General features: G+C 68.7%; 16 protein-coding genes and 2 pseudogenes. 8 read left to right on the forward strand and 10 right to left on the reverse strand.

Going from position 1 to position 21,187, the window contains the following annotated elements; translation table 11 throughout:
* The first annotated feature begins 350 nt into the window (after positions 1-350).
* On the forward strand, positions 351-3,686 hold the full coding sequence (locus WBK31_RS39460) for a GH92 family glycosyl hydrolase (RefSeq protein ID WP_406674053.1): 3,336 nt from the start codon (positions 351-353) through the stop codon (positions 3,684-3,686).
* A gap of 52 nt (positions 3,687-3,738) precedes the next feature.
* Here WBK31_RS39460 and WBK31_RS39465 read toward each other — a convergent pair whose 3' ends face one another.
* The 7 genes from WBK31_RS39465 to fxsA form a co-directional block, all read right to left on the reverse strand.
* Positions 3,739-4,419: a hypothetical protein gene (locus WBK31_RS39465; RefSeq protein ID WP_364068107.1), complete on the reverse strand. Its 681-nt coding sequence runs from the start codon at positions 4,417-4,419 to the stop codon at positions 3,739-3,741.
* A gap of 161 nt (positions 4,420-4,580) precedes the next feature.
* Entirely contained in the window at positions 4,581-5,372 is a 792-nt protein-coding gene (locus WBK31_RS39470; RefSeq protein ID WP_378785401.1) for a hypothetical protein, read from the reverse strand.
* 77 nt (positions 5,373-5,449) lie between these two features.
* Positions 5,450-6,727: an HEXXH motif domain-containing protein gene (locus WBK31_RS39475; protein WP_364068105.1), complete on the reverse strand. Its 1,278-nt coding sequence runs from the start codon at positions 6,725-6,727 to the stop codon at positions 5,450-5,452.
* Positions 6,724-7,896, reverse strand: a complete 1,173-nt coding sequence (locus WBK31_RS39480) for an FxsB family cyclophane-forming radical SAM/SPASM peptide maturase (protein WP_364068104.1) — start codon at positions 7,894-7,896, stop codon at positions 6,724-6,726. The genes WBK31_RS39475 and WBK31_RS39480 overlap by 4 nt, the downstream gene beginning before the upstream one ends.
* A 74-nt stretch (positions 7,897-7,970) precedes the next feature.
* Positions 7,971-9,608: a tetratricopeptide repeat protein gene (locus tag WBK31_RS39485; RefSeq protein WP_364068103.1), complete on the reverse strand. Its 1,638-nt coding sequence runs from the start codon at positions 9,606-9,608 to the stop codon at positions 7,971-7,973.
* A gap of 8 nt (positions 9,609-9,616) precedes the next feature.
* A complete protein-coding gene (locus tag WBK31_RS39490) occupies positions 9,617-10,486 on the reverse strand; it encodes an SIR2 family protein (RefSeq protein WP_364068102.1) in 870 nt (289 codons plus the stop codon).
* A gap of 83 nt (positions 10,487-10,569) precedes the next feature.
* The gene (gene fxsA, locus WBK31_RS39495) at positions 10,570-10,734 is read right to left on the reverse strand and encodes an FxSxx-COOH cyclophane-containing RiPP peptide (RefSeq protein WP_364068101.1); all 165 of its coding nucleotides are present in this window, start codon (positions 10,732-10,734) and stop codon (positions 10,570-10,572) included.
* Positions 10,735-10,942: 208 nt separating this feature from the next.
* Between fxsA and fxsT the strand changes: the two are divergent.
* Positions 10,943-13,410: pseudogene (gene fxsT / locus WBK31_RS39500) on the forward strand (FxSxx-COOH system tetratricopeptide repeat protein).
* Positions 13,411-13,673: 263 nt separating this feature from the next.
* Here fxsT and WBK31_RS39505 read toward each other — a convergent pair.
* Positions 13,674-14,390 carry a hypothetical protein gene (locus tag WBK31_RS39505; RefSeq protein WP_378785396.1) on the reverse strand — a complete coding sequence of 239 codons (717 nt, stop codon included), beginning with the start codon at positions 14,388-14,390 and terminating at the stop codon, positions 13,674-13,676.
* Between the two features lie 689 nt (positions 14,391-15,079).
* On the opposite strand from WBK31_RS39505, the gene WBK31_RS39510 reads away from it, so the two are divergent.
* Both WBK31_RS39510 and WBK31_RS39515 read left to right on the forward strand, forming a co-directional pair.
* Positions 15,080-15,490 (forward strand): hypothetical protein, encoded by a 411-nt coding sequence (locus tag WBK31_RS39510; RefSeq protein WP_406674054.1) that lies wholly within the window; start codon positions 15,080-15,082, stop codon positions 15,488-15,490.
* Positions 15,491-15,540: 50 nt separating this feature from the next.
* Positions 15,541-15,717, forward strand: a complete 177-nt coding sequence (locus tag WBK31_RS39515) for a DUF6086 family protein (RefSeq protein WP_406674055.1) — start codon at positions 15,541-15,543, stop codon at positions 15,715-15,717.
* A gap of 260 nt (positions 15,718-15,977) precedes the next feature.
* Here WBK31_RS39515 and WBK31_RS39520 read toward each other — a convergent pair whose 3' ends face one another.
* Entirely contained in the window at positions 15,978-16,904 is a 927-nt protein-coding gene (locus WBK31_RS39520) for a LuxR C-terminal-related transcriptional regulator (protein ID WP_364068097.1), read from the reverse strand.
* A gap of 182 nt (positions 16,905-17,086) precedes the next feature.
* Between WBK31_RS39520 and WBK31_RS39525 the strand changes: the two genes are divergently transcribed.
* The 4 genes from WBK31_RS39525 to WBK31_RS39540 all read left to right on the forward strand — a co-directional run bounded on the left by WBK31_RS39525 (position 17,087) and on the right by WBK31_RS39540 (position 20,297).
* A complete protein-coding gene (locus tag WBK31_RS39525) occupies positions 17,087-17,227 on the forward strand; it encodes a hypothetical protein (RefSeq protein WP_364068096.1) in 141 nt (46 codons plus the stop codon).
* Positions 17,228-17,252: 25 nt separating this feature from the next.
* A complete protein-coding gene (locus WBK31_RS39530; protein WP_364068095.1) occupies positions 17,253-17,777 on the forward strand; it encodes a MauE/DoxX family redox-associated membrane protein in 525 nt (174 codons plus the stop codon).
* A gap of 109 nt (positions 17,778-17,886) precedes the next feature.
* Positions 17,887-18,423: a hypothetical protein gene (locus tag WBK31_RS39535; protein ID WP_364068094.1), complete on the forward strand. Its 537-nt coding sequence runs from the start codon at positions 17,887-17,889 to the stop codon at positions 18,421-18,423.
* A gap of 5 nt (positions 18,424-18,428) precedes the next feature.
* The gene (locus WBK31_RS39540) at positions 18,429-20,297 is read left to right on the forward strand and encodes an ABC transporter ATP-binding protein (protein WP_406674056.1); all 1,869 of its coding nucleotides are present in this window, start codon (positions 18,429-18,431) and stop codon (positions 20,295-20,297) included.
* Between the two features lie 170 nt (positions 20,298-20,467).
* On the opposite strand, the pseudogene WBK31_RS39545 reads toward WBK31_RS39540, so the two are convergent.
* Positions 20,468-20,674: pseudogene (locus WBK31_RS39545) on the reverse strand (S24 family peptidase); the annotation flags it as partial.
* Positions 20,675-21,187 lie beyond the last annotated feature (513 nt).

Here is a 21,187-nt window from a genome sequence, read left to right on the forward strand (position 1 = left end):
CACCGCACGGGCAGCCCGGCCCTGCCTCCCCGCACGGGCAGCCCGGCCCTGCCTCCCCCGCGCACGCTCGGCTCGGTGGGGGAAGGCCCCCTTTTCCCTCGAGGCCGTGCACCCTTGGCGGCGGGTGAGGTTGTGGACGGACGTGCCTCGACAGGTCCTGCCTTCTCCCCTCCTGAAAAGGCCGTGCACGCACGGCGGCGGGAGGGGCTGTGGACGGTGGGATGACTCGCCTTGACAGACCCCGGTCGGGATCGTTTAGTGGTCCCTAGGTTGACAACGTTGTCTACGGGCGGACCCGCCGACCGCGGCAGTGCGGGCCCGCAGCAACGCGAGCCCCTCATGGAGGAGCCTTGTCCCGTTCAGCATGGGTGGCGGCCTTAGCCGCCGCCGTCACACTCCCCAGCCTCTCCTTACCCGCCCAGGCCGCAGCCCCGCCGGCCGACCTCGCCGCGTACGTCAACCCGTTCATGGGCACCCAGGACGGCGGCCCCGACTTCGGGCACGGCGGCGGCGCGGGGATGAACTTCCCCGGCGCGGCCCTGCCGTTCGGCATGATGCAGTGGAGCCCCGACACCGTCCGCGCCTCGGGCGGCGGCTACAAGTACGAGGACAACCGCCTGCGCGGCCTGTCGCTCACCCACATCTCCGGCCCCGGCTGCACCGGCGCCCAGGACTTCCCGGTGCTCCCCATCTCGGGCACCGTCGAGAGCTCCCCCGCCACGGACTTCGACGACTACGTCCAGACGTTCAAGCACGAGAACGAGAGCGCCTCGCCCGGCTATTACGGGGTCACTTTAGACAGCGGTGTCAAAGCCGAGGTCACCGCCACGACCAGGGCGGGCGTCGGCCGCTTCACCGGTCCCGCGGGCCAGCCGCTCACCCTGCTGCTCAACGTCAGCGGCTCCGTCAACGGCGTGGACGACGCCGAGGCCACGATCAGCCGCGACGGTGGTCTCACCGTGAGCGGCTGGGCCAAGACGGGCGGCTTCTGCGGCGCGCAGAGCCGGTACTACGTCTACTTCCACGCCACCTTCGACAAGCCGGTACGCGCGTTCGGCACCTGGCGCGACGGCTCGGTTGTGCCCGGCGAGCTGCGGGTGAAGGGCCGTTCCGGCGCTAAAGTGCCGCCCGCGGTGAAGCCGCACGGCCTGGCCGGCGTCACGACCGCCCCTGCCGAGAAGCGGGAGCCCGCCGCCGGGAAGGGGGAGCCCGCCGCCGGGGAGGGGAGGCCCGCCGTACAGCCGAGCCCGCCCGCCGAACAGCGGCAGGCCAGGCAGGCCGCGCGTGATGTGATCGTCAAGGGCCCGGGCATCGGGGTGTATCTCCAGTTCGACCCGCAGACGCCGGTGCAGATGCGCGTCGGCCTGTCGTACGTCAGCATCGACGGCGCGAAGCGCAACCTGCGCGCCGAGGTCGGCTCTCAGGGCTTCGACCGCATCGCCGGGAACGCCAGGCGCGTCTGGAACGAGCGCCTCGGCCAGATCAAGGTGACCGGCGGCGACGAGAGCAGGAAGCGCACGTTCTACAGCAACCTGTACCACGCGCTGCTCCAGCCGTACGTCTTCGACGACGTGGACGGCACCTACACCGGCTTCGACTACCGCACACACCAGGTCAGGCGCGGACACCACCACTACGCGACGTTCTCCGGCTGGGACGTCTACCGCAGCCAGATGCAGCTCATCGCGCTGCTCGCGCCCGACGTGGCGAGCGACATCGCCCAGTCCATGTACGAGAACGCGCACGCCATCGGCGACGTCTGGGACCGCTGGTCGCACCAGAACACGATCACCGGCGTCATGAACGGCGACCCGTACCACTCGATCATCTCCAGCATCCACGCCTTCGGCGCGCGCGACTTCGATGCCAAGGGCGCGCTGGCCGCGATGGTCAAGGGCGCGGAGCGCATCGGCGCCGACCCGGCCACCGGCTACACGGAACGGCCGGGCAACGCCTCGTACCTGAAGAACGGCTACGTCCCCACGGACCCCTCGACCACGCTCGAATACGCCATCGCCGACTTCGGCATCGCCCAGCTCGCCGAGCGGCTCGGCGACACGAAGACGCGCGATGCGTTCATGCGGCGCGCCCAGTCCTGGCAGAACACCTACAACCCGGCCAACGCCTGGATCCAGCCGCGCTTCGGCGACGGCTCGTTTACGCCGGACTTCGACCCGGCCAGCCCGTCCATGTACGTGGAGGGCAACGGCGCCCAGTACCACTGGATGGTGCCGCACAACCCGCGCGGGCTGTTCGACGCCATGGGCGGGGTCGACAAGGCGATCGCGCGGCTGGATGAGTTCTTCGCCGAGCTGAACGCCGGGCCCAACAAGCCGCACGCCTACCTGGGCAACGAGCCGTCGCTGCTCAGCCCGTGGCTGTACGTGTGGGCGGGTCAGCCGTACAAGACGCAGGATCTGGTGGCGCGGGCCAGGAACGAGCTGTTCAAGCCCACGCCGGACGGCCTGACCGGGAACGACGACCTGGGCACGATGGGCGCCTGGTACGTCTGGGCATCGATGGGGATTTATCCCGCCATCCCGGGGCGTGCGGAGCTGATCCTCCACAGCCCCGCGTTCGAGAAGATCACCGTCACCCGCTCCAACGGCAAGACGATCACCATCAACGCCCCCGGCGCCTCCGACACCAACCGCTACATCCAGGCGGTCAAGGTCAACGGCAAGGCGACGGACCGGGCGTGGCTGCCCGAAGGGTTCACCAGCGGCAGGCTCGACTTCGCGCTCGGCTCCCGGCCCGACACCTCGTTCGGTGCGGAGGAGCCGCCGCCGAGCTTCCAGGCGGGCATGAAGCCGTACCTGGTGAGCCTCGACCCCGGCGCGTCCCCCGTCGAACCCGGCGGAACCGTCACCACCACGCTCACCGTCCAGGCCGTCGGCGAGGGCGGCACGCTCACCTGGACCGCCGAGCCGCCCACCGGCGTCACCGTGACCCCGGAGAGCGGCACCCTCGACGTCCCCGCCAACGGCAAGGCCACCGCCGAGATCACCCTCGCCACCGCCGCCGATCTGCCGACCGGCTTCACCACCGTGCCCGTCGAGCTCGACGCGGACGGCGTCACCGCCGCGGTCAAGCTCAACGTCGCCGAGCGCGGCACCATCGAGTGGCACCAGAACAACGCCGGCATCGGCGACGACGAGCAGGCCGGCCTGGCCAACTTCGACGGCATCGGCTGGAGCTACAGCGCCCAGGCGCTCGCCGCCGCCGGCGCCCGCCCCGGCGCCGAGCTCACCTGGAAGGGCCACACGTTCACCTGGCCCGACCGGGCGCCGGGGGAGTGGGACAACGTCCAGGCCACCGGCCAGACTATCGACGTCTCCGCCCCCGAAGGCGCCACCACCCTCGTCTTCCTCGGCGCCGGCGCCTCCGGCGACATCGAGACCGACATCACCATCACGTACACCGACGGCTCGACCCAGCAGGCCCGGGTGGGCTTCAGCGACTGGGCGCTCGCCCGCGACGCCTACCCGCCCCGCTTCGGCAACGAGATCGTCCTGCGCACGCCGTACCGGCTGGACGGCGGTGGCGGCCGCCAGGACATCAACGTGTACGTCTTCGCCACGACCCCGATCGAGCTCGACCCCGGCAAACAGGTCAAGTCCCTGACCCTGCCCGCACCGGCGACCGCGGCCACGGCGCACATCTTCGCCTGGTCCTTCGGCACGTGACATGGTGAGGTGGGTGAGGACCGGCGTGCCCTCACCCACCTCATAGAGGGCGTCAGTTCTGGCGGTGGTCGGTGGAGGCCAGGTAGGCCGGGCTGAGGCCGACCGCCGGTTCGGGCTCCCAGAAGACGGTGTCGGGCCACGGGGCGATGCGGTGGTCCATGACCCGGTGGATCTGGACGGGGGTGCGGATCTCGACGGCGTGCGGCGGGATCGCCGCGTCCGAGAAGGCGTACGGGGAGGAGGGCCGGTCGGGCCCGAGGCCGCGAGGGTACGACTCGGCGGTGTTCACGTGCCACACGCTGGCCCGCAAGGACAGCGAGTCGACCAGCCACAGCTCGTAGTCGTCCCGGTTGTCGGCCAGGTGGTTGATGTAGCTGGTGAGCACGGTCTGCGCGACCGTCTCGGCCCGGTCCGCCAGCGTCATTCCACTGGATTCATCGCTGGGCGCCGGATACCAGCCCTTGGCATGCCGGTCGGTGTATTCAATGAGATAAGCGAATTCCTGGCGCGCTTCAGGCTCCTCCGACGCGCCGAGCTGCTCGGCCGCCTCTGCCGACAGCCGCGCCCACGCGGCGATGCCGGCGTACAGCGCGGCCTGGTGGTTCGTGTACGGAGCCCCGTCCTCGCGCACGGCATTCTCGTCGAGACGCGGCATGTTCAGCAGGGCCGCAACCTGGTGAAGCTCGCGGGGGGAGATCAGGCGGTCCCGCGCGTCGGTGAGATCTTTCGTCACGGCCTTCAGTTTGCTGGCTCGTCAAAAGTGCGGCCCAGCGAAACCCCAAAAGATCTTCGAAAGAGCCCGTGTGCCGTAGTGTTCTATCGCGCTACGAAGGTGAATGGCGTATATTTCCGGACTTGTAAGGCTGTGCTATGCGCCGTCCAGGTTCGTGGGCTTTAGTCTAGGTTTCCTGCCGGCGCCTTGGGTGGCAGGGGCAACGGCTTGGCGGCGTTCCAGATCGCGTTGAACTGGTCGAGCCAGTACGTATACCAATACGGCGCGTTCTTCTTGGTCAACTCCAAATGCATTCTGCCGGACGTCGATGAATTGCGTACCCCGTGGATCTCGACGATGATGACCCCGTCCGGCCGGGTGGGGTTGAACGCCACCAGGCTGAATCCGGGATTGTAGCCGAACAGCCGGAATTCGCGGCCGCCCGGCAACGGCCACGACGCCATCGCGGCCATTCTGCTTCTCGTGGTGACGATGCTGTCGGCCAGCGTCTGCAGCGGATATTCCAGCCCGTTGTCGAGCTGCTGGGTGGCGATCCGCACCGCCTCGGACTCCTCGTGGTCGAGGACCACCATCTTGACGCTCCCATCATGCCGGTTCAGCACCGTCGAACGGATCGCGCCGCAGTGGTCCTCTGACAGGAAGTTGACGCCCGACGGCGCGAACATCCAGATTTCCTGGCTCGTGCGCAGCCGGTCCTTCAAGGAGACGCGTTCGAAACCGGTCCGGTCCTCGAGAACCCGATCCGTCAAGGCGCCCTCGTTCCGAGGCACGGTGATCTGATGGACGAGGACGCCTACGCCGGCCAGCAGCACGGCCCACTTCAACTGATCATCGACCTTATCGCCGATCAGCGTCAGCGCCGCGAACACGATGGCGAGCAGGGAGATGACGTAGGCCTCGATATTCCTGCGTTCGCGTATGTCGTGGAGTACGCGCCGGGCATATTGGAGCATGACACCTCCCCTTTGATGGTAGGCCGCACTCGGAGAATGCGGGCGCCGTCAAATGAAAGGTGTCATGACCCGATGCGTCATTGATTGCGTTCGCGCCAAAGGGAGCGATGCCGGTCGGCGGCTCCGGCGGCCAGGGCAGCGGCCTCGGCCGGTACGGGCTCGCGCGCCCACTCGTCGAGCCTGCGCGCCATGCGCCGGACGAAGACCTCGCCGGGCTCGGTCAGCGCGCCGCTGTCGAGGAGGGTGTCCGCGACCTGGCGTGCCCCGGCACGCCAGCGGGCGAACTCCGCGTTCGCGCGAATCGCCGCTTCCCCGCTCTCCAGGTGCCGCTGGCGTTCCCAGAAGTCGGTGACGCCGACATAGGCGTACGTGCCCTGGAGCAGGCCGGCGGCCGGACGAGGGTCGGGACGCCACGGCGCGTAGTAGCGCGCGCCGTTGTCGGGCTTGGTCAGGGGCACGACGTCGAGCAGGGCCGAGAGCTTGGCGTGCTGGGTTTCGTGCGTCAGGGTGACGGCCAGCGCGTGGGCGTCGGGCGGAGTCGACATGGCGATGCAGCCGAACGTCTCCCGCGAGGTGGCGCTGGACATGCCGTCGGGCGGCGGGGCCAGGGGAGTGAACACGCTGATCGCCGTCGACACCTCTTCGGCCACCGGGTGGTGGTTGCGTACCAGCAGGTCCCATCCCTCTTCCAGGAGATCCTGCCAGCGCCGCGCCTCCTCCGGAGTGAGGGGGTCGCGCAGGGCGTCGGACCCGGGCATGCGGTGCGGGTCCAGGTCGTCGATCAGTACATCGAGCCGCAGGTCGTCGGCCTGCGCGGACAGCGGGCGCAGCGGCCGCCAGTTCGGCTCGTCGTCGGTGAGCTCCAGGAACCTGCCCCCGGCGGAGACCTCCACGCCGTCGGGCGAGCAGTGCAGGGTCGCGACGGCGACGCCGTGACCCACGGTGAACTGCCCGAGAGACGGCAGGTTGATCACTCCGTCCATCGCGGCGACGTCGAGGTCGCACGCGACGCCGGCCCGGATGGCCGCGGCGGCCGCCAGCGCGGACATCTGCTCGGGAGCCTCAAGGGTCTGGATCGTGTGCCGCGCCCACGCGCCGACGGAGGGGTGGTGCACCACGGCGTTGACCGCTTCGGGGTGCGCGGCCTGGATGCCGGCGAGCAGGTCGTAGGCCCGGCGCACCTCGGGCCAGCTCGGATGACCGTCGGTGCGCGTCTTCTCGAGAACGCCCCGGAGCAGCAGAAGATGCTTGCTGCGCTGGCCGGCCTTGAGCTGCTCTACCGTTGCCGTTCCCCCGGCGCCAGAGGCCAATTCGTCGAAGGCCGCAGCAGAAATGCGGTGCTCTGCGAGGTTCATCTGTGGTCCTTCTGCAGTGCGGTGATGTCGCGCTGGATCGTGTTTCGAATGTGTGTGATGAGCCGCAGCAAGTCGGCGCAGTAGACAGACGGATTGAGAAAGCCGCTGCCAGGCCGATAACGATGAGCGTAGTGACCACCGCCGCAGACCCGGCCCACAGGGCAGGCTTTGCACGTGTCAGAGAGCGCCGACCAGCCGATTTGGCGTGCCGCGATGGACGGCAGCCGCAGAACGTCATCGAAGGAGTCGCGGAAGACGTGAAATCCGGTGCTCGGCGCACCCGGGTAGGCGGATTTCAGGATGTCCGACTGCTCGATCTCACCGTCGGTCTCGATGACCACCATGGCGGCGGCGGCCAGGCCGACCTGTTCGCCCTTGGTGGACCTGCCACCGAGAAGCAGGTGGATGATGTCGTCGAACAACCGCACGCCGACTGGTTGAGCCGGCGTGGAATACCACTGATCGAAGATCGCGATCAGCCAATCGGCGTAGGGCGTGGCGGGATCGCCGCTGCCCAGCCCGGGAGGAGGTTCCGACCATGTGCCGTGCGGAAGCAGCAGGTCGATGGTCGGAGGGTCGAATGCCAAAAGCGCCTGATAGGTCTCAAGGGGGTCGTTGCGCAGGTCCACCGTGCAGAGCAGGCCGCGGAACAGGCGCTGGAAGGGCGGTTCTGTCAGCATCCGCAGGCCGGCTGCGACCTTGTGGTAGCTTCCTCGGCCGTCGGCGGTTCTGCGGTTGCGGTCGTGTGCCTGCTCGCCCCCGTCGAGACTGACGGCCACACCGATCTCGTGCCGGTCGAACAGGTCCAGATACGCTCTGTCCAGCCTCGTCCCGTTGGTGACCAGTCTCAGGTCGACGGGGACGTCGACGGTGCCGCGTACCGTTCCGACCAGCTTGTCGATCTCCTCGGGACGCATGAGGAGCGGCTCGCCCCCGTGCAGGATGACCTCGACCGACGGGAGATCGTGAGCCTGTACGTGCTCGGCGATCCGCGCCGCCACCGCCTCGACCACGTCGGGCGCCATGCGCTTCGGCCGTGACCGCCAGCTCTGGTCGGCCATCTCGTACATGTAGCAATAAGTGCAGGCCAGATCACATCTGCTGTGGATCTTCAGAATGAACTGCCTGAACGGCGTCGGCCGCCGGCCGGTCCCGGCCAGCGCGGCCACATCGAGAGTCAGCGGCCATTCGGGCAATGTCTGCCTGCCCGTGAAGCGTGCGTCATGGGCGTGAGCATAATGAATCAGTCCGGATCGCGAAGTGTCCGCAGCGCTTCCTGGACAAGACCTGACGGAAGACCGGCGAGAATCGTCTCGGCGGCCTTGGGGGTGCTCGACCGTTTGAGGGCCCTGGCCAGGGCTATCTGGGCCGACACGTCGTTGGGCGCATAGTCCAGCGCCGTCTTGATGCGCTGGATGGCCTGGACTGAGTCGTTCTGGTCCAGCCACAGGAGCCCCTCTTTGGTCAGTACGCGGGCCACGCCGTCGAAGCGCTGGTACTCGGAGAAGATCCCCGCCGCCTCCTCGCAGTGCCGCCGGGCGCTGGGGATGTCGCCCCGGGCGTGCGCAACCCATGCGTAGATCTCCGCCGCTTCCGCGCGTACCCATGCCTCGCCCACGTCGGCGGCGCGTTCGGCCGCGTCCGCCAGGCGTTCCGCACGGTCCCAGTCGTGTTCCTCCACCGCCTGGCGAGCCTCCTTCAGGTAGGACTCCGGCGAGTGGGATCTGGTGACGGGGGCGATGAGCCGGTCGTGGGTCAGCTCGTACCAGCGGATGCCGAGCCGGTGCTCGGCGCGGAGGAGATGGCGTTCCTCAAGGGCACGCGGCACCGCGTTCGGCATGCCCTTGGTCTCCGTCAGTCCTTCATAGACGGCGTTCCTGGTGCCGTGCTCGGTGATGAAGGCGTTGCGCATCCACAGGCGGAGCTTGCTCGCCGGCAGGCCGTGCTCGGCGGCCACTTCGGCCACGGTGCGCTTGTAGTAGGCGAAGAGGAACTCCTCCACCCTGGCGTACAGGCGGGCGTGTTCCTCGGTGATCTCGGTGACCTCCGGCGGCAGCGCCTCCCACAGGGCGGAGCACACCACCTGGAGCTGGATGGGCTCCACCGTGTCGAGCCGGATGGTGGAGGTCTCGCCCGCCTCGTTGACGAAGACGACCGTTCGGAGGTCGTCGATGAGGAGCTCGGCGGCGGCCTGTGTGATGGTCCTGCCGGTCTGCGGCAACGGCCCGTGCACCACCTCCATGGCCTGTTCCGGGGTGAGGGGTTCCAGGTGGAAACGCGTACGCGAGCCCTGCCCGATCCGGCGTTCGTGCGGGAGGACGAGGAACAGGTACTCCTCGCGCAGGGCCAGCAGGACGTGCAGCCCGGGGTGCTTGGCGACGGCCTTGGCCAGCTGGTCCAGGAAGGCCTTGCGCTCCTTCTCCAGCACCGGCGAGCCGTGGAAGATCTCCTCCGCCTGGTCGATGGCCGCGAGGATCGGTACGGGATCGCCGTACATGTCCGTACGCTCCGGCCGGTCGTTCAGGAAGTCCGAGATCGTCATGCCGGCGAGGCGCTCGCGGTCGAGGTCCGGCGCCCAGGACGACAGCAGAGCCATGACGTACGGGTTCTCGCCTGCCTTGGGCCTGTTCATGCGGGGAGCGATGCGCGCGACGGGCAGCACGTCGGTGCGATCCGGCTCCAGCAGCGGCAGTACCCCGGCGTGCAGCAGGGAGGTCTTCCCCACGCCGGAGGCGCCGTAGAGGACGGTGAGTCCCGCGGCCTGCCAGAGCGTCGCGACCTCCCGGGCCTCCCGGCCGCGCCCGTGGAAAAGCGCGCTCTCCTCACGGCGGTAAGGACGCAATCCCACGTACGGTTGCACCTGCGGGTCCGTCACTGGCATGCGCCCCCTCACATCCTGCTACGCAGTTCTTCGAAGAACTCCTCGGTACTGCCGATGAAGATCGTGATGTTCCAGCCGTCGAGGTACCGCTGAAGGTATTCCCGCGCTTTGTTCGCGGCATCCGCCACGGACGTGTTGAGATCCGGCATCAGTTGGACACTCACGTGCCGCCGTCTCATGTTCGCCGGCATTCCTTTGAGCAGTCCGTAGAACAGCACCCGGAAGTTCCAGTCGCGCAGGCTGTAGCCGACGAAGAGCAACGGGCTGACGGTCATGGTGTTCAGCACCGGGCTGGGCAGAGGTGACTCGGCGGACGCGCTCATCTCCACCAGGTTGCCCAGGTACGTCAGGTAGTCGTCCTCGGTGAGCACCAGCGAGCGGGGATCGTTCCACCGGCCGTGCAGGTGGTAGATCAGCGGCTCGTCCTCGGTCGGCTGCTCGAGGTACGGCTTCTTCTCCCCGACGTCCCACCAGGTGCAGACCTGGCTGACCGGCTGCTTGCGCCCCCCGCTCTCCTGCTGCAAGGCCCGCATCATGAAATCGTCATAGTTTGTGGTGAGATACGTCTTGATGGGGAAATTTGCCAGGATTGTATGGGGGTCCGTGTCGCAGACATCGTCCGTCGGCAGGTACTCCTGAAGATAGGTGCAGACCTCGTGCTTCAACTCCACGGGGTCGCCGCTCGCCCAGGCCGCGTATTGCATGACTCGGGCCAGGTCATGCGTGTCGGCGAAGGGGTACTCGTAACGTTCTGCGAAATGTTGGGCGAGCTGGCTGCCCGTCGGTAAGCGTCCGAAACATGCACCGGCGCCGAGCAGAGGCGTGCAGTCTCCACGGCTCAGTTGTCTGATCAGCCGCTCCCAATCCGGCTCTCTCACACACCCGCCCCGACCGTCACGTCGCCTGCCCAAGGCCGCCGTACATAATTGTTTGGTACAGGCTAGAACGTGTCAGTCAGAAGTCAAAGAGCTGATTGAAAGCCCGCGACCGGTCCGGAGTCAACCTCATCGACAAGGCGCTTCAGAGCCGTGGTCAAGCGGGAGGCCGGCAGGCTTTCAAGTTCGGTCAAGCTCAACCCGCTCACGTCGACAAGGCCGCCGCCGTACTCTGTCTCCTTGCTGGTCATGGTGTTCCCCGATCCATAAGCTGTGATAGTTCAGCCTTATCTTCCCATGGTTAGGACGGCATGGCGATACCGCCCCGCCACAAAGGGTTCACCAGAGTCGGCGTGACGTCTAAGCTTGATTTCAAAGTCCGGTTCTAGCGTAGGCGGTATTGTGTCGGTTTCGCACCTTTCGCCGGATTCGGGGCGTGTGCCTCCCATCTGGGGACGTGTGCCTCAGCGCAACAACAACTTTACGGGCCGCGCCGAATTGCTGCGAGAGCTGCACGAAAGCTTGATGTCCAACGTTGCCGCGGTCGTTCCGCATGCGCTCCATGGACTAGGGGGCGTGGGCAAAACGCAGCTGGCCATCGAATACGCCTACCGCTATCGCCGTGAATACGACGTCGTCTGGTATATCCCTGCCGACCAGCCGATGCTGGTGAAGTCATCGCTGGCCGGGTTGGCGCGCGAGCTGCGGCTGCCCGTCAGTGCCTCGACGGGTGTCGAGGAAGCGGCCGACGCCGCGCTCGACGCGTTGCGGCGCGGTGACCCGTACGAGAAGTGGCTGCTGATCTTCGACAACGCCGACGAGGTCGACGAGATCAACAGGATCGCGCCCCGAGGGCCGGGCCACGTGCTGATCACCTCGCGCAACCACAGCTGGCAGGGCGTGGTTCCCACGGTGCCGGTCAACGTCTTCCCGCGCGAGGAGAGCATCGAGTTCCTCATCAAGCGGTCCCGCCAGGGGATCACGGAGGCCGAGGCCGACCGCCTGGCCGAGGCGCTGGGGGACCTGCCGCTGGCTCTGGAGCAGGCGGGTGCCCTGCAGGTCGAGACCGGCATCGCGGTCGAGGATTACCTGGAGCTGCTCGAAAGGGAGACGACCCGGCTGCTGGGCACCAACAAGCCGCCGACTACCCGCTGTCGATGTCGGCCGCATGGGCCCTGTCGGTGACACAGCTCACCGATCGGATGCCGGTGGCGGTCGAGCTGCTGCGCTGCTGCGCGTTCCTCGGGCCCGAGCCGATCCCGCGCGACCTCTTCCAGCGGCTGCCCGAGAGCTACGCCGAGGGCTCGAGACTGGCGGAGATTCTCGCCGACCCCATCCTGACCAGCCGCGTCATCCGCGAGCTCGGCCGCTATGCCCTGGTCAAGATTGACTCCGCCAGCCGTACGCTCCAGGTGCACCGCCTGATCCAGGCGCTGCTCCGTGACGAACTGCCCAAAGTCGAGCACGCCGCGATGCGCGGTGAGGCACATCGCCTCCTCGCGGCCTCGGTGGCCTCGTCCGAGCCGGACAGCAACGCGTCCTGGCCTCGCTACAGCGCCCTCCTGGGCCACATCGGGCCCTCCGAGGTGCGCAGCTCTCGTGATCCGCGCATTCGGGAGTTCGCTCTCAAGATCGTCCGCTATCTCTACTCCTCGGGTGACTTCAAGTCGGCGCAGGTGATGGTCGAGGGGTTCATCGAGAAGTGGCGGGCCGACGGCGAAGACGGCGAACACGTTCTGGCCGCGCAGCGCCACCAGGCCATCATCCGCCGGGAGCTGGGGGACATCGAGGGGTCGTTCGCGCTGAACCAGCGACTTCTCGAGCGGATGCGTCGCGTGCTCGGTGAGTATCACGAGCAGACGTTGCTGCTGCTCAACAGCCATGGCGCCGACCTCCGGTTCCGAGGCGACTTCGCGGCGGCGCTCGAACACGACCGCGAGTCGCTCCGCCTCCACGAGGAGAAATGGGGGCCGGAGAGCCGGCGCACGCTGCGGGCACAGAACAACCTGGCGCTGGACTACCTGCTGCTCGGCAAGTACACAGAAGCCCTTGAGCTGCAGCAGAAGACCTTTGAGACGCAACGGGCGCGCACCGACGTCAGCAGCATGAACGTCCTGTCGTCGTGGAACGGCCTCGCCCGCCTCACCCGGCTGCTCGGTCAGTATCGCGAGGCGTGTGACATCGGCGAGGACGCCTACGAGTACGGCGTCGAGCAACTCGGCCCCGAGCACCCGTGGACCCTGCGCGTCGCCAAGGACCTGTCCATCGCCATGCGGCGCGACGGCCGGATCGAGGAGGCCCTGGAGCTGGCGCGCCGCACCTTCGAGGTGCAGGTGCGCAACGTCGACCTCGACCACCCCGACACCCTGGCCGCCGGCCTGTGCCTGGCCAACGCGCGGCGGGCCTCGGGAGAGGTGGTCGAGGCGCTGCGGCTCCTTGAGGATCTGTCGCCGCGCTTCAAGAAGATGTACGGCAAGGATCACCCGTTCAAGTTCGGCTGCGACACCAACCACGCGCTGCTGCTGAGGATCAACGGACGTGTGCAGGAGGCGGTCGACCTCGACAGAGAGGCGTTCGAGGGCCTCAAGCGGAGGCTGACCCGCCATCACCAGTTCACCCTCACCTGCGCGATCAACCTTGCCAGCGACCTGGCCGCGATGGGCGAGCACGAGCAGGCACGCTCACTTGGGGAGGCGACGAAGGAGCGGCTGAGCGATCTACTCGGCCCTGAGCATCCGCTCACCCTGGCGGCGTCCGCGAACCTGGTCGTCGATCTCCGGCAGCTCGGCGCGTACCGCGAGGCGGACGCGCTCAGGAACGAGACGCTGCAGCGTTACACGCAGATCCTGGGCCGAGGGCACCCCGATGTGCTCGTCGCGGAGAGGGGCCGGCGCCTCGACTTCGACTTCGACCCGCCCGTGCTCTGATGGACTGACAGGCCCACGTCTCGTGGCCGAGGAGGGCTCGGTGACGGCGGCGGCCGAGGTGCTGCGGTCGCCCGGCCGGCCGTTTCGCAGTAGATCCGCAACCTGGAGCGGGAGCTCGGCGTCACGCTGTTCACCCGTATGCCGACCGGTTGAGTGCCCACGGTGGCCGGTGGCGCGACGTCGTCGCGGTCTTGGAGAAGAGGCGCAACACCGCGCACACGATCGACCGCCCGGCTCGGAGGGGCCCACGCGGGCCCCTCCACTCATACGGAGGACGGTTTCCCGGCTTCGCGTTCGGCTGCGGGCTTGCTCCTGTCGCCCGGCCAGGCGCTGCGTCCGCACGTCTCGCCGTACACATAGGGGCGGATGAGGGAGACGTTGGAGCCTGGGCTGAGGTGGCGCTGCTCGGGCTTCGCCCGCGTCTTGATGAAGCCGGGCTTCACGGCCGGCACCTCGCCGCGCGGAGCCGCAGGTCTTTCCCATGTCTGCAGCCGCTCGGCGGCGCTCTCGTGCCGCTCCTGCAGCTCCTGGACCTGACGCAGCGCCTTCTCCAGCTTGTCCTCCTTTTCGAGAACGAGGTTGCGCAGCGCCTTCATCTCCTTCTCGACGCTTTCCAGCCGGAACCTCATGAACGCCAGCTCATCGTGCGCCGTCTTGGAACTCGCCGGACAATCGCCCTGCTCGGCGGTTTCCAGACGGCTCACGAGGTCACGCCAGGCGCACCACTGCTCGCGCGGGACGTCGAGGGCGTACAGAATGCCGATGAGATAACTGACCCTGGGCCGCTTTTCGCCGGTGAATATGCGTTGCAGCGTCGACTTGCTGGGGACGCTGTCCGAGGTCAGCACGTTGTCCCGGTTGCCGCGCACCATTTTGTCATGCAGGTGGCGGTAGCTCTGCCGGGGTTTCGTCGCCCGTATCTTCCTCAGCTCGGCAATGGCCTCCGGCCATGTCGTGATGGTGCTCAAGTCGGTGGTCACAGCTGTTTTGCACATGGCACGAGCACTACTCCTTCCTTGGTAGTGCGGCGAGGGGGGCGGCCGTACCGAGAGCGGCCATCGATGGCGTGATCGTACCGATGGCGGGCGGTTGACGAGCGTCCTCGACCGGTCGTCAGGTGTCCCAATCGGTCTCAGCTTGACTCCCGGCCCGAGCGTACAGCGTCCCAATCCGTCCTCGGGGTGGTTTTCCGCGTACCGGTGCGGCCCACGAAGTCTCTATACGGCGGGGAGCCGGCTTAAGCCGTCCCAACTCAGCTCGAAATCTGGCGTCCGCCGCCGGCCATGCGTTTCGCTGTAGACGTCGCAGGGCGCCGCTTTTCCGCGGCTCCTTCCATCTCTTCCTGTCGTCATTCCGAGAAAGGCCGGCATCGCCATGCGTGGGAATTACCGCAGTACCTTGGCCGTGCTCCTCGTAGTGGCGGGAACCGCGTTGACGGTTCTCGCTTTCCACGACCACACCCTGGTCATCGTCGCGGGCTCGCTCGCCACCGTGCTCGCCGCCGTCGTCGCCACATACCGGGCGTTCTGCGAGGGAGGCGGGTCCCAGCGGCGGGCGTGTGATGGCCGTCACGGTCGTTGTGCGTATTCGTCCACAGTTGATCGGGGTGAAGCTCCGTACTGTCCCTGTCATCAAGCGGAACACACCGAATGACGGGGAGGAACCCGAAATGCGGAAGACCTTGGCGATCGCCGCCCTTGCCGGTTCGATGGCCGTTACCGGCCTGGCGATCAGCAGTCCGGCGCAGGCCGCTTCGGCCACGACCGCGAGCGCCGCTTCCTCGGCGGGGACGAGCTGGGGGAGGTTCTTCTCCAGCGACTACAAGGCGTACACGTTCGGTGAGACGTGGAAGTCGCACGGCAAGGTGTTCACGAAGTGGTACGGCGTGGACAAACGCGGTGGTAAGAAGGGCTGGGTCTGGTTCGAGGTGTACCGGAACGGCCGTTGGGTGAAGTTCAACAAGGCGTGGGACGGCAAGGTCGTCGGCACGTGGAGCGGCCGGGGGATCCAGAAGGTGTACACGTTCACCTGCTGGGCCGGGAAGTTCGACAACTGCGGCAAGAAGTACCGCATCTACTGATAAATCCGACGGATGCCTCATCGGGTTGCTTCCCACCCTCACTCCACCTCATGATCGACCGGAGGGACAGCGGCGGCGTCGGAGGAGGTGCGGTGAGCCAGTACTACCGGGTAGGCGATGACGTGTTGTGGAACCCGTCGAACGGGGTCTCCGCGCTGTTCCTGCGTACGGCCGAGGCCCTCGCACCGGAGACGGGGCTGCCGACGGGGCTCGGCCCGATCAGGTGAGCGGCCCCGGCACCCGGCTGCCCGGGGATGGCGCCGCAGCCCGATGGGCGGAGCTGGTGGCGCGGCACGCCCGCGCGATGCCCCGCTGACCCGGCGACCCCCGCTTTCGGCGCGCGCCCAACGCGGAGCCTTTCGGCGCGCGCCCAACGCGGAGCCTTTCGGCGCGCGCCCAACGCGGAGCCTTTCGGCGCGCGCTCGGAGCCGGTCCTTTCGGCGCGTGCTCGGAGCCGGTCGGGGAGCCCGCGCCTCTGGCTCGGCGTTCAGATCCAGCCCTGCTGCTTGGCCAGCAGCGCGCCCTGGAAGCGGTTCGCCGCACCCAGCCGTTCGAGCAGCGCGGCCACGTGCCGCCGGTATGTCCGCAGGCTCACGCCCATCTCCCTGGCCGCCACCTCGTCCTTATGGGTGCTGGCCAGCAGGTAGAGCACCCGCCGCTCGCGCGGGGTGAGGCCGGGCGCGTGGCAGGGTTCGAGGTCCTGCGCGTGCGCCCAGACGCGTTCGAACAGATCGGTCATGGCCGCGACGACCCCAGTCTGGGAGATCATCAGGGCGCTCCGGTGGCCTCCGTCGGGCTCGCTGGGCACGAACACCACCGACCGGTCGACGATCACCATGGCCTGCCCGTCGTCGTCCATGAGCCGATGGTGGTCGCCGGCGCGGTGCAGCGTGACGCAGAGGTCCATGACCGCCGGATCCAGCAGGCTCTTCCTGGAGATGATCGTGCGCCAGCGGGCGCCCTCCGCGATCCGCTGCAGGCGGGCCGAGAGCCCGTCGGTGCACGGGCGGAGGTGTTCCGGCTGCATGATCAGCACTTCCTGCGCGTCGAGCGCCAGGGAGCAGATGCGCTCGTAGATCCGGTCGGTGCCGTCGATCTGCTCGATGGTGACCGTACGGCAGGAGTCGCGCTGCTGCGCGTTCAGCAGGTGGACCGCCTCCCACGCCGCCGAGATGCGCCGCTGCTGCACGTGCGTCTCCAGCAGCCGCCGCCGGATCAGGCGGCTGACGCCGATCTCCGGCTCCACGGGGACGGGGTGTCCGGCCTCGTCGAAGCGTACGAGGCCGAGATCGGCCAGCCGGTGCAGCGCGGCAGGTAAGTCGTCCGGATCGTCCGTCGCCGTCTCGCGGCCGCTCAGGAGGTCTCGGTAGACGCACTCCTCGAAATCGGTCAGTCCGAGACTGCTGAGGCTCATGTGGCTCCCGATGGACGTGACAGGAAGCTGCACGGCACTACAGCATGCTGCCAGCCCTGACTGCTTATGTCAGTTGATCATCCGTGGTTATTGTCCAGGTGTCGTCGTAGATCACCCAAATCGCGAACGGCGCCCCTTTGCCGGCGTTTCCGCCGCCGGCTCGCACCACAAGGAGGACCCCTGTGATCCGTGCACTCAACGAGCTGAGCGACCGGCTGCTCAGCAGGTTCCTGCCCACCACCACCGCGGAGGCCGAGCCCTGCTGGTGGACCGACACCGGTATCCACTGCTGCATCTACGCCGGCAAGACGTACTGCCGCTGAGTTCCCGGCCTCACGGATCAGCGGCATGGAGTACGTCGCGGTGACTGCCCGCTGCACCTTGGGGATCGTCTTCCTGGTGGCGGTGGTCGGCAAGGTGCGCGGGCGTGCGGCGTTCGAGGCGTTCCGGCGCTCGGTGCCGGCGCTCGTCCCGCTGCCGCGGGGCCGGGTGCCGGCCGCGCTGCCCGCCGCGGTGGTCGCCGTCGAGTCCGCCACCGTCGTGCTGCTGACGACGAGGTCCACGGCACCGGCCGGGCTGGTCCTGGCCGGTGCCGCGCTGCTGGCCTTCTCCCTCGGCATCGGGCACGCGCTCCGCTCGGGGACCCGGGCCTCCTGCAACTGCTTCGGAACGCCGGCGGCGCCGCTCGGGCGCAGACACCTCGTACGCAACCTCGCCCTCGTCGCCGTGGCCGTCGCCGGGGCGGCCACCTCGTACGGGGACGCGCGGTTGCACGTCGCCGGGGCGGTGCTGGCGATCGCCGCCGGGGGCCTGCTCGCGCTGCTCGCCGTCTTCACCGACGACCTCGCCGACCTGTTCGCGAAGCCGCACTGAGCTCACGCGCCGTGCCTGCCCGCCCCGAGCCCCGGGCCCCGAGCCCTGAGTCCCCGCCTCCCACGCCGCGCCCCCTTCCGCCCCGTTCAACCGTACGTAAGGGTCGCCGATGTCCTTCCTCGTCGCCGCCGTCGTCTTCGTCGGCGCGCTGAGCGCCCTCAACCTCTTCCTGCTCCTCGCCGTCATACGCCGCCTGCGCGAGCACGCGAACGTCCTGCGGCACGTGACCGCGCCGCCCGCCTTCACCCCGCCGGGCACCAGGCTGCCGGACTTCACCGCGACCGCCGTCACCGGCGCGGCCGCCGGCAGGGCCACGTTCGGCGCAGGAGGCGGGCCGACCGTCGTCGGCATGTTCTCCACCGACTGCTCCGCCTGTGACGAGCACCTGCCCGTGTTCGCCGAACGGATCCGCCACCTGGGCCGCGACCGCGTCGTGGCGCTGGTCGTGGGCGGCGGGCCGAAGGAGGAGACGTTCACCGCCGCGCTCGCGGACGTCGCGACCGTGGTCACCGAGCAGCGCGACGGCCCCATGTACACGGCCTTCGGGCGCCCGCCGTTCCCCGGCTTCTACCTCGTGGACGGCGCGGGCGTCGTGACGGCGTCGGCGCGCTCCACGGACGAGCTGCCGATCCCGGCGACCCTCTGACCGTCATGGCGAACCCCCTGCTCGGCCGTATACGCGTCGCCGCCGCACTCGCCTGGACGGCCCACCCCGCCGCCGCCGTCAGCGCGGCCGTGCTCGGCGTGCTCAGCGGGGTGGCGCCGGTCGCGACCGCCTGGCTGACGAAGCTCGTACTGGACGCGATCATCAGGGGCGACGGCTTCGCCGCGCTGGCCCCGGCGGCGGCCGGGCTCGCCGTCGCGGGACTGGCCGTGATCGTGCTGCCGCACCTGGCCGAATACGCCAAGGCGCAGCTGCGTAGGTCGCTGCGCGTGCTCATCTACGACCGGCTGTTCCGCGCGGTCAACCGCCATCCAGGGCTCAGCCGGTTCGAGACGCCGGGCTTCCACGACACGCTCAGGCTGGCGTACGACGCGAGCGGCAACGCCCCCGACCGCCTGGTCATCGGCGTGCTGGCCATCGGGCAGGCGATCATCACTCTGGCCGGCTTCGCCGCAAGCCTGGCCGCCATCAACCCGCTCATGATCGTCGTCATCGCCCTCGCCGCGCTGCCCACGGCGCGCGTCGAGCTGATGCTCAGCCGCAAACGTGCCGAGGTGATGTGGGACATCACCCCCGCCATGCGGCGCCAGGTGTTCTTCGGTGACCTGCTCACCCGGCCCGAGGCGGCCAAGGAGGTGCGGCTGTTCGGGCTGGGCGACTATCTGCGTACCCGGATGCTCGACGAGGTGCGCGACATCAACAGGGCCGAGCGCGACGTCGATCGCCGCGCTCTGCGCAGCCAGGGCGCGATGGCGCTGCTCGGCAGCGCGGTGGCGGCCGGCGGGCTGATCTGGGCCATCGCCGGCGCCGCGTCGGGGGACATCAGCGTGGGCGACGTGACGGTCTTCGTCGCGGCCGTCGCGGGCGTCCAGGCGGCGCTGACCGCGATCGTCAGGCACTGGGCCGACGTGCACAACGCGCTGCTGATGTTCGGCCACTACATGGAGGTGGTGGCGGCCGAGCCCGACCTGCCCGTCCCGCGCGAGCCCGTCGCGCTGCCCGCGCTGCGGCACGGGATCGAGCTGCGCGACGTGTGGTTCCGCTACAGCGACGAGCACCCCTGGATCCTGCGCGGGGTGGACCTGTTCATCCCGTACGGCCGCACGGTGGCGCTCGTCGGCGTGAACGGCGCGGGCAAGAGCACCCTGGTCAAGCTGCTGTGCCGGATGTACGACCCGAGCAAGGGCCGGATCACCTGGGACGGCGTGGACCTGCGCGATGTGAACCCGGCCGACCTGCGCGGGCGCATCGGCGCGGTCTTCCAGGACTACATGGACTACGACCTCACCGCCGCCGAGAACATCCAGCTCGGCGACCTGTCAGCGGGGCGCGACCAGGTGCGGGAGGCGGCCCGCCGGGCGGGCGTCCACGACACGATCGCCGCGCTGCCCCGCGGCTACGACACCATGCTCAGCCGCCTCTTCGGCGACCGCGACGAGCAGTCGGGGGTCTCGCTGTCCGGCGGGCAGTGGCAGCGGCTCGCGCTGGCCCGCGCGTACCTGCGGCAGCGCCAGGACCTGCTGATTCTCGACGAGCCCAGCTCCGGCCTCGACGCCCAGGCCGAGCACGAGGTCCACACCGGCCTGCGGGCCTACCGCGGCGAGCGCACCAGCGTGCTCATCTCGCACCGGCTCGGCACCGTACGCGACGCCGACCTCATCGTGGTGCTGAGCGAGGGCCGCATCGCGGAACGCGGTACGCACGACGAGCTGATGGCGTCGGACGGCGAGTACGCCAGGCTGTTCACGCTGCAGGCGGCCGGCGACGAAACCGGCTCGTCCGGCGGCGCGGGGGACGACGGGCCTGCCGAGAGCCTGCGTACGACCACGCCGAGCACCCGGTCGGCGGGCAGATAGCCGTACACCCGGGAGTCGGCGCTGGACGTGCCGTCACCGACGACCACCAGCGCCCTCTCGGGCACCCGCTCACCCGGCCCGGCCTTGGCCGCCCCGGCCACGTCATCCGGCACGGGATCGCCGGGCAGCGCGGTCACCCGCTTGATCGCCCACGGCGGCCGTGGCGGCCCCGTGCCCCACCCGCCGGGCCGCGTCGACTCGAAGACGATCACCTGGCCGCGCCGCACCGCCGAGGTCCTGCGTACCAGCACCCGATCACCGGGAAGGAAGGTCGGCGCCATGCTCACGCCGCTCACCTGGACGACGACGAGCCTGCGCCGGGCGACGACCGCCGGAACGACGACGAGCACCGCGACGGCGGCGAGCGCGAACCACACGCCCTCACCCTAAACCGGCAAGATCAACGTACGCCACGGGCTCATCGTCGGCCTGACCGTCTGCATGGACGGCCTGCTCGCCCTCGTCACCGGAATCATCACCGCTGAGGCCGCATAGTCCACCGGGCGGATGCACGCCGTTGATCCGCACGCTCCCGCGCAAGAAAGGCCACCACACGCCCGTCGAGCCGAATCGCTCCTACGGCATGACCGGCGCAGCCGCTTCACACTTCACCGGCTTCCCCAAAAGGCGACGCCTGCCTTGGTCATGGTGAGACCTGGGCAGGCGTCATCATTCTCCGACCATAAGAGGATGGTGACGTTCGAAGAAGAGACCGGCGTTTTCTAAGCCGAATGCGAGTCAGGTCATTGACTTCGCCGATGAAGAATTCCCCGTTGAAAACCCCGTACGCGTCGTCTTATGACGGACGCTTCCCCGTGTCGCCCAGGCGCCCCTGCCTGGGCCGCCGTTCACGCTGAACAGCGTGTCCCCCGCAGATCAAGCTGGAAGCA

It is taken from the genome of Nonomuraea sp. N2-4H, assembly GCF_045291505.1.
GTDB lineage: Bacteria > Actinomycetota > Actinomycetes > Streptosporangiales > Streptosporangiaceae > Nonomuraea > Nonomuraea fastidiosa.

What these genes read in the sequence shown, in the direction of transcription:
- WBK31_RS39540 (WP_406674056.1), top strand. Translation starts at nt 18,429, where the DNA reads ATGGCGAACCCCCTGCTCGGCCGTATACGCGTCGCCGCCGCACTCGCC.
- fxsA (WP_364068101.1), bottom strand. Translation starts at nt 10,734, where the DNA reads ATGACCAGCAAGGAGACAGAGTACGGCGGCGGCCTTGTCGACGTGAGC.
- WBK31_RS39475 (WP_364068105.1), bottom strand. Translation starts at nt 6,727, where the DNA reads ATGAACCTCGCAGAGCACCGCATTTCTGCTGCGGCCTTCGACGAATTG.
- WBK31_RS39485 (WP_364068103.1), bottom strand. Translation starts at nt 9,608, where the DNA reads ATGCCAGTGACGGACCCGCAGGTGCAACCGTACGTGGGATTGCGTCCT.
- WBK31_RS39510 (WP_406674054.1), top strand. Translation starts at nt 15,080, where the DNA reads ATGCGGAAGACCTTGGCGATCGCCGCCCTTGCCGGTTCGATGGCCGTT.
- WBK31_RS39535 (WP_364068094.1), top strand. Translation starts at nt 17,887, where the DNA reads ATGTCCTTCCTCGTCGCCGCCGTCGTCTTCGTCGGCGCGCTGAGCGCC.
- WBK31_RS39520 (WP_364068097.1), bottom strand. Translation starts at nt 16,904, where the DNA reads ATGAGCCTCAGCAGTCTCGGACTGACCGATTTCGAGGAGTGCGTCTAC.
- WBK31_RS39530 (WP_364068095.1), top strand. Translation starts at nt 17,253, where the DNA reads ATGGAGTACGTCGCGGTGACTGCCCGCTGCACCTTGGGGATCGTCTTC.
- WBK31_RS39470 (WP_378785401.1), bottom strand. Translation starts at nt 5,372, where the DNA reads ATGCTCCAATATGCCCGGCGCGTACTCCACGACATACGCGAACGCAGG.
- WBK31_RS39515 (WP_406674055.1), top strand. Translation starts at nt 15,541, where the DNA reads ATGATCGACCGGAGGGACAGCGGCGGCGTCGGAGGAGGTGCGGTGAGC.